The following is a 7,571-nucleotide window of genomic DNA, read 5'->3' as shown; positions in this document are numbered from 1 at the left end:
CATCCGCCACAGACAACTTGATAAGGCCGAGGACTGGCCGCACTCCGAAGTAGCCCGGTTCCACCGGGTGCTGTCCACGTTCGTGGCGGCAATCGCGGTACTCCTCGTCTCGGGCGAACTGCCCCGGCACCACCGCCCGTTCGAAGCCCTCCTCCTCACCACGACTGGCTCTGTCCACACCGTGACGGCATTCCGCCGTCTCCGGCGCCTGCGTCGGCAGGAGGACACGAAGACCTGACGGACCCTCACACCATCTGGTGGTCGTCATCAGCCCCACAGGCCAGGTTGTAGAGAGCGACAATCAACGCATGCCGTACCCATCCCTGAGCGCGTTGGACATGCTTCCCCTACCAGCGGGGACAGCACGACAGCGCCAGCTGAACATGGTCCGCCAAGAGCTCTCGACAGCCCTGGCCCAGGGAGTGCTGCCCCCCACGGCCCGCTTCAATCTTGATCACCTTCTCGCTGACCGCACTCTGACGTCGTACGCCGCCGTGGCCCAGACCGGCGCCCTACGCAGCCGCCTGGTGAACGGGGAGAAGCCACCAACCGCACCGGCCACCAATATCACCCGGCTCGACTGCCTGGACTTGATCCGTCAGGCTGCTGGGCTTCCTCCCCTTCCCCGGGAAGCGCTGATCCCGGTCGAACCACGCCCGACCCCTGATCAGAAGCGCTTGAGAGAGCTAAGGAAGCGGCTCGGCAACGAGGTGCAGCGGCACCGGTCTCCCGGGCACGCACGGTTCGTCGCGATGGTCATCGCCGTGCTCGATACCCGGGCTCGCGCAGGGGAGTTGGTGGCTCAGCGGATTGATCACCTGACGGAAGACTTCATTAGCATCCGTGTGATCCGCAGCCCGCAGCACGGTACCGATTCCCCTCCGGTGAGCGAAGACATCGCCTTGTCGCCTCTGGGCCAAGCGGCCATGAAGAAGTGGCTTCCCGTACGTGCCGACCTCACGGAAACGCTGCAGGGCAGCGCTTCCGCCCTATGGGTATCGCTCTCCCACAACCACGCGGGAACTGCCGGAAGAGACGGCCAGCACACGCCTCGGAGAGCGGGGATGCCCCTACAGCAACGCGGCCTGATCCGCAGTTACAACGTCGGCCGCCTCCGTTACGGGCTCGCTCACCTCCTTCCTCCCAAACTCGAACAGCTCCGCCGAGCACTTGAGGAAGGCAATGCTGGAGGCAACGTTCCGGCTCTAACGCGAGGGTGAGCGAGAAGTTGGCTACACATTCACCTCCGATCACCCGAGGCGCCGGTTCGCGGCCTTCCAGTAGTCCCGGAGCATCTCGGACGGCCACGTCGGCTGCTCAAGCACTCCTCGGGGTCCCATCTCCTGGAAATACGGCGCGAAGTCGATGATCGGCGTGCCATCAACAGCGTCCAAGTCGGTCACGCGCAAGTCCCGCCCGTCCACCCCGAGCAGCTGTGGGAATGAGGTGGCGATCTGGGCGGGTCGGCGGTGATTGCGGTGGACGAACGTGCCGGTCACCGGCCAGTCGGGATTGTTCCTGGCGCTGCGGGCGTGCAGCGCGATGTCATCGGGAGATGCCTCATGGAAACGCCAGATGACAATGAGGTGCGAGAAGTCCTCGATCCCTTGCAGCGTCTCGAGGGGGTAGTCCGAATTCAGCCGGATGATGGACTCCACGCCGCCTTGGAAGTCATCGCCACATTTTGTGTGGCCACCGACCACCCTGGCGACAACCGGCACCTCAATGAACTGTGCGGACACAGGCACCCCCCATTCCTTCTAATCACGGCGTAGCAGACATTTATGCGCTGCAAGCCCACGCCACGGTGGCGCGGTCAGGTTACCCGCCCCAGCATGGCCCTGGCCCTTTCGTCGATCTCGGTCGCGGCACCAATTCCCCGGTGGCGGAACGGGGAGAGAACGCGGCGCATGTTGACCACCGTGTCGCGCGCCCTGCCGGACTGGACGCTGTCCATCACGTCCAGGGCACGCGCCCACGTGCCGCAAGCCGCTTCAAGGTTGCCCTGGCGTGCTTCCACCTCCCCGAGGTATCCCAGGGTCACCGCATGGGTCCGGCTGAAGGTGTCCGCCTTCCGTGTACGGACGCTTCGTCGAAACTCGTTCTGCGCTCCATGAAGGTCGCCGAGTTCTGACAGGGTGCGAGCGGTTTCGTGCGCCAGGCTGGCCTCGGAGAAGAACCAGACACGAGCCGGTTCGTTACCTCCCGCCGTCGCTGCGGCGAGGTCATCCTCTGCCCGGAGCAGGGCAGTTATCGCCTCGCGCTTCTGTCCGGCCGCCGCCAGGCTGCGTGCTTGCACCACGCCGAGCAGTGCTCGCTCCCGTGGGCAGGCGAGGCTGTAACGCTTGCGTTCGAACGACGCCATCGCCAGGTTCATCCCGTCTTTGGGGTGCCCGAGGTCCGTCGCCTGGTGCGCCATGGCCCGTAAGACGTGCCCCTCCAGCGGCGCGTCTTCGGCCTCCGCGGCCATGGTCACGGCCAGCGTGAAGTATCGCCTGGCCACCTCATGGTCGGAGGCATCGAAGCTCATCCAACCCGCCACGTACACCAGCTCGGCAGTCGCGGAAAGCAGACGGCTTCGTGATTCGTCACTGGCGAAGACACCTCCGACGTAGCTCGCGACGTCATCACAGAGGTACTGGGAGAGCGCAGTGCGCCCGTCCACTCCACCGCGCAGCTGGTCACGTTGGGAGAAGAACGCCGTCATTTCCTGCACGGCCTTGATCTCTGCAGCGCCGACTCGCCGCGCTGTCGCAGCCACGCGTGATCGCGCCCGCGCGGGAGCCGCGTCCCACCAGGACGGTCCGGGAAGGGCAAGCCCCGCCACCGAGTACGCCGCCCGGGCGAGAACTTGCCGCCGCTCCAGATCCACGTTGCTTCTCCCGAGGTCCACCAACGCGGTCAGCGTATCGAGGTCCCATTCGGATGCCATGACCGCACCCGAGATCGGGCCGCAGAGGCCGATCTCGGCAGGGGTGATGGGGCGTTGAAGCCGACGCGACAGAGCCTCGCACAGGATTTGGGGCGCCCTTCCGGACGGCTGCGTTCCGGCCACCCACATGGCGACGTGTGAGCGGTGAGTGCCGAGCAGCTCATCGGCACCCACCTCGGCGGCAACGCGGACCACGGCGGCCGCGACCTTCGTCTGCGACCAGCGGGTTTCGGCGATCACTGCAGCCAGTTTCTCGTTGCGCCCACGAGCCATAGTGAGCTCCTGTCCACAAAACGATCTTTGACGGGTTTGACGGCACCGCCATCCGGCCGGGGATACCGACCGGCCGTGATTCACGGTTCGCTCAACGTCAACGAAACCACCAACTGGCCTTCCCTCGGGAGGAATCCGGTGAACTCAGGGCAGCAGGCCGCTTCGGGTACGCGAGTGCCTGCAGGTGAGCGCAGGTCACCGGAGCGCGATCCGACACTTCGCTGGGAAGGCGTCAGGACCGCGAAGCCGACGCCTCGCGAGAGAGGTGCCACCTGGAGGGGAGCGCCGCCAGAGAGGGCCGCCGTAGTGCCGATCGAGGTGATCCGTCGAGTCCTCGGCAGACTTCGTCGGGCCGGATTCGTCAACACACCCAGGCTTCCCACATCCGTCATCGAGGCCCCCGAGCACCGGGAGAGCCTGACCCTGGTCTCCGACGACAGGGCTCCTGGAACCGCCCGGTCCTTCGCTCGGGCAATGCTCACCGCTTGGGGCTTCGAGGACGTCATGGACCGCACCGTCCTGATCGTCAGCGAACTCACCACGAACGCAGAGCGCCACGGAGGATCGCGAACCAACGCCGGTGGCTCCACGGCCGCGGCGGCCAACGGGGAGGCCGACCACCTCACGCTGACCATCGCCGTGCAAGGCAGCGTGGTGGGCATCGAAGTGGAGGACAACTCCCTCAATACTCCGGCGCCCCGCAGGCCCAGTCCCGAGGAACTCGGCGGACGCGGACTACTGCTGGTGGCAGCCGAAGCGGATTCATGGACCGTCTGCCCCAAAGAGGACGGCAGCGGCAAGCGCGTGCTCGCATTCGTACGCCGTCGAGGCCCGACTCCTGCGGCCTGACCCTCAGCAGTGCCCCGAAAGTTCACAACCGAGGGAAAAGATGAATACCGTTGCAACGCAGCAGGCCCTGCTCCTCGACCTGGACGGCGTGCTCCTTGATACTCGCCCCGTCATGCGGGAGGCATGGTCGGCGGTCCAGCGGCACCACGGCATCACCGTTCCGTTCGAGGACTACGAGCGGTACTTGGGACGCCCCTTCGACGACATCATGGAGCGCCTCGGCCTCACCGATACCCGTCTGATCCATCAGACGTACTCGGCCGCGTCGAAGGCCGCATCCTTCCTTGGGCGACCGTTCGAAGGCATGGATGAAGTACTCCACGCCTTCGTCGAGGCAGGCTGGTTGCTCGGCGTCGTTACGTCCAAGCCCCTCGACCGTGCAGCACCGCTCCTGGCTCAACTCGGCTGCCCCTTCGGCACCGTCCGCACTGCAGGCGGTACGGCACGGGGCAAGCCGGCACCGGACACCCTGCTCCTCGCGCTCGTGGACTTCGGCGTCGACCCTGCCCAGGCGGTGTTCGTGGGCGATATGGACGTCGACCACGAGGCCTCGCGCCGAGCGGGTGTCGAGTACGTTCACGCGGCCTGGGGCTACGGCTCCCCAGGGGATCCGCTCGAGCAGGTCGCGCGTACGCCCGAGGACCTGCTCCGGCTGCTCGCCACAGGCCGCCAGCCATCGCGCGTCACCCAGGGCGAACTGCCATGACGCGACCCAGCGCACTCTGTGTCACCCGAATTCCCCTCGATGAGTCGATCGGTTGGGCGCTCGTCGGAGTCGACAGCCTGGCAGGCGTGCCGTCATCTGAGTGGACCGCGACGAGGAACCTTGAGGCTCTCCCCGTCGAACAGCGCGAACTGGACACACACGTCGAAAGCATGATGGCGGCACTGGAGGCATACAGCTCTCACCGTGCAACAACTCCGGGCGGCGCTTCGTGGCTGTACGTGCAGCATGTTCCCGTACGTCGCCTGGTGAGCCAGTTGGTGCGCAAGTTGCGGGCGTTGAGTGCTTGGGAACCGTTCGCACGTTCCCCCGGGCCCCTTCGGCCCGCCCCGCACGAGGGCCTGATCAATGTGCGCGAGAGCAGCTCGCACGAGTACCGCGCGTACACCGTGACCTGGTCGGGCATCGCGTTCGCACTGGGGGCGGACACCCTGTACAACCGAGCGTACTCAGCTGGGCTGTACGAGCTCGGTACTCGCTCCCCGGACGCTGAAGCCCCACCGGAACCCCCACCCCCGCCCGCGTCCAAGGCCGAGATCGTCGCCCTCACCTGGTCCTCGCGACACTGGCAGACCCTGCTGCCGGTTCTTGAAAAGCTGGTCGAAAAGGGGCAGTCGGGCCTGCTCGTCGATCTGGCCAGCGACCCCAGGGAACGCTGCCCGAAGACCTCCTCCAAAGCCATCGGACTCCGGACCGCTCCCACCGCGTTCCTTGCCTCCTCCGGCACGGTCCCAGAGCTGAATGGCACCCGCGATCCCCTGAGGGCAAACGACTGCACCGTTCAAGTCGGCCAGCACACGATCCTGTTGAATCGGCTGGAGCGACTGGCCGCAGCACTCGTTGAGTTGCCCGGCGGATGCACTCAACCGTCGTGGTACGCCACCGTGCGCACAGAGCGGTGGCTCGACGATCTCCTCAACGACGTCTCCCCGCACACCGTGCTCGTCAGCAACGATACGAGCCCGCTCGGCGCCCTGGGAGTCCATGTCGCCGAGCGGCACGGGGCGAACACCGTGTACGTCCAACACGGCGCCTGGGTACCCGGGTCGGTGGCGTGGCCGACCCTGCACAGTCGCCAGATCGTCGTCATGGGGGAACGCGACGTCGCACCGGCGAAAGCCTGGGCCCGGCATCCCGGAGCGGAGATCCACGTGCTCGGGCAGCCTCGCTTCGACGCCCTCGACGGACTCCGCCATGAAACGCAACACCGCTACCTGCGCAAACTGCTGACCACCGTCGGTAACCCTGCGCCGGAGCGCATCGCGGTCTGGGCCACCCAGCCCTTCGGGCCGGACCGCCTTCGCCGCCAGGCCGACATCATCCTGGGCGGCCTGCAGAAGGTAACCGGCCACTGGGGGCTGGTCATTGCACCGCATCCGGCGCAGGCCCTCAACGCCTTCGACGACCTGCTCGAAGAGGTCGAGGAGATGTCGATCGCCCTGGCTGATCCACAGGTCGGGGCCCGTGGCTGCCTCGCCGGCGCGGACACGGTGGTCAGCGCTTCCTCGACCTGTGGCATCGAAGCGGTCCTTCTGGGTGTCCCGGTCCTCGAACTCGACCTGCCGGGCGAACGGACGCTCGGCCTAGTGGATCACGGCCTGGCCCGCTCCTGCCGAACCGCTGACGACATTGCCTCCGCACTCGGTGCGCTGCCCGACCCCGACCCGCGGGTCACGAAGGAGGCCATCGACGTGGTGTGTCGATGGAGTGGCAGCAGCGCTGCGGATATCGCCCAGCTCATCGTCAGCCGATCACATACCGCGGCTGCACCGCACTCCCCTGTCCACCACGACGCCAACGAGCTCCAGGTCAGCCCTGCCGTTGGCGAAGGGAGTTCCGACGAATGACGAGTCTGACCGCCGATAGTGTTTCCGAACTCTTCACCGCGCTCGTGACCTTGGCCAAGAACGGCGAGAAGGTCAGCCCGCGCGGCATGGCGACCCGCGAAGTCCTGGACGTCAGCGTGACGCTGACCCAACCCCGGGCTCGGCTTCTGTACGCGCCGCCGACCAGGGTCCCGAACCCCGCCTTCGCGGTGGCCGAGACCGTATGGCACCTCTCGGGCAGCGATGCCCCGTGGATCTACAGGTACAACGGGCGGCTGAGGCAGTACGCCGATGACGGCGTACTGAAGGGTGCCTACGGGCCGCGGATGCGGAACTGGGCCGGCCAGACGGATCAGCTCCATCGCGTCGTCGAGATCCTCAAGGGCGACCCCGACTCACGCCGGGCACTGATCCAGCTCTACGACCCGGCTCGGGACACCGCCGGGCACAAGGACGTCCCCTGCACACTCGGATTCCGCTTCCACCTGCGCGCGGGCCGCCTGCACATGTCGACCACGATGCGCGGCCAGGACGTATGGATCGGGATGCCGTACGACCTCTTCTTCTACACCACGCTGCACGAGCTGGTCGCCGGGTGGCTCGACGCGGAGTTGGGCGAGTACCACCACCACATCGGCTCCCTCCACATCTACGAGCGCGACCTTCCCGAGGCGGACGCCCTGACCGAGGTGGTCGCCAGCCGCGTGATGCCCGAACTCGCCACGTCCTGGGACGGCTTCGACAAGCTCCTCGGGCGGGTCAAGGCCGGCGACGAGGCGGAGCATCCGGGCTGGAGGGCCATGGCGGAGACCATGCGAAGCTACCGGCTCTGGAAGGACGGGCTTCGCGAACAAGCGTGGCGCACCGCTGACTCGATCAACGGCCCGCTCAGCGAAGCATTGGTCGGTTGGTACAGCGAACTCGCCCGTCGCGCCGGCAACTCGACACCTGCCGGGGCGAGGTGACA

At 66.7% G+C, this 7,571-nt stretch carries 8 protein-coding genes; 6 read left to right on the top strand and 2 right to left on the bottom strand.

Annotation, left to right across the window (positions count from 1 at the left end):
* Both ACLHRZ_RS33685 and ACLHRZ_RS33680 read left to right on the top strand, forming a co-directional pair.
* A partial coding sequence (locus ACLHRZ_RS33685) for a hypothetical protein (protein WP_490422415.1) occupies window positions 1-238 on the top strand: 238 nt, incomplete at its 5' end.
* Between the two features lie 70 nt (window positions 239-308).
* Window positions 309-1,220: a hypothetical protein gene (locus tag ACLHRZ_RS33680; protein WP_490422414.1), complete on the top strand. Its 912-nt coding sequence runs from the start codon at window positions 309-311 to the stop codon at window positions 1,218-1,220.
* Between the two features lie 30 nt (window positions 1,221-1,250).
* Here the strand turns inward: ACLHRZ_RS33680 and ACLHRZ_RS33675 are convergent, their stop codons facing one another.
* A complete protein-coding gene (locus ACLHRZ_RS33675; protein WP_490422413.1) occupies window positions 1,251-1,742 on the bottom strand; it encodes a TrmO family methyltransferase domain-containing protein in 492 nt (163 codons plus the stop codon).
* A 74-nt stretch (window positions 1,743-1,816) separates the two neighbouring features.
* The gene (locus tag ACLHRZ_RS33670) at window positions 1,817-3,172 is read right to left on the bottom strand and encodes an NsdA family TPR-like regulatory protein (protein ID WP_490422412.1); all 1,356 of its coding nucleotides are present in this window, start codon (window positions 3,170-3,172) and stop codon (window positions 1,817-1,819) included.
* Here ACLHRZ_RS33670 and ACLHRZ_RS33665 point away from each other — a divergent pair.
* From ACLHRZ_RS33665 to ACLHRZ_RS33650, 4 genes are read left to right on the top strand one after another with little or no spacing between them, the layout of a single operon-like run.
* Window positions 3,077-4,054 (top strand): ATP-binding protein, encoded by a 978-nt coding sequence (locus ACLHRZ_RS33665; protein WP_490422411.1) that lies wholly within the window; start codon window positions 3,077-3,079, stop codon window positions 4,052-4,054. The genes ACLHRZ_RS33670 and ACLHRZ_RS33665 overlap by 96 nt on opposite strands.
* A gap of 40 nt (window positions 4,055-4,094) precedes the next feature.
* Window positions 4,095-4,760: an HAD family hydrolase gene (locus ACLHRZ_RS33660; protein WP_490422410.1), complete on the top strand. Its 666-nt coding sequence runs from the start codon at window positions 4,095-4,097 to the stop codon at window positions 4,758-4,760.
* Window positions 4,757-6,625, top strand: a complete 1,869-nt coding sequence (locus ACLHRZ_RS33655; protein ID WP_490422409.1) for a glycosyltransferase family protein — start codon at window positions 4,757-4,759, stop codon at window positions 6,623-6,625. The genes ACLHRZ_RS33660 and ACLHRZ_RS33655 overlap by 4 nt, the downstream gene beginning before the upstream one ends.
* Entirely contained in the window at window positions 6,622-7,569 is a 948-nt protein-coding gene (locus ACLHRZ_RS33650) for a thymidylate synthase (RefSeq protein ID WP_490422408.1), read from the top strand. The genes ACLHRZ_RS33655 and ACLHRZ_RS33650 overlap by 4 nt, the downstream gene beginning before the upstream one ends.
* Window positions 7,570-7,571: the final 2 nt, after the last annotated feature.

It is taken from the genome of Streptomyces sp. AM25 (assembly GCF_058146165.1).
The sequence above is the reverse complement of the archived record's forward strand: the minus strand, read 5'-3'. Positions and strand labels throughout refer to the sequence as shown.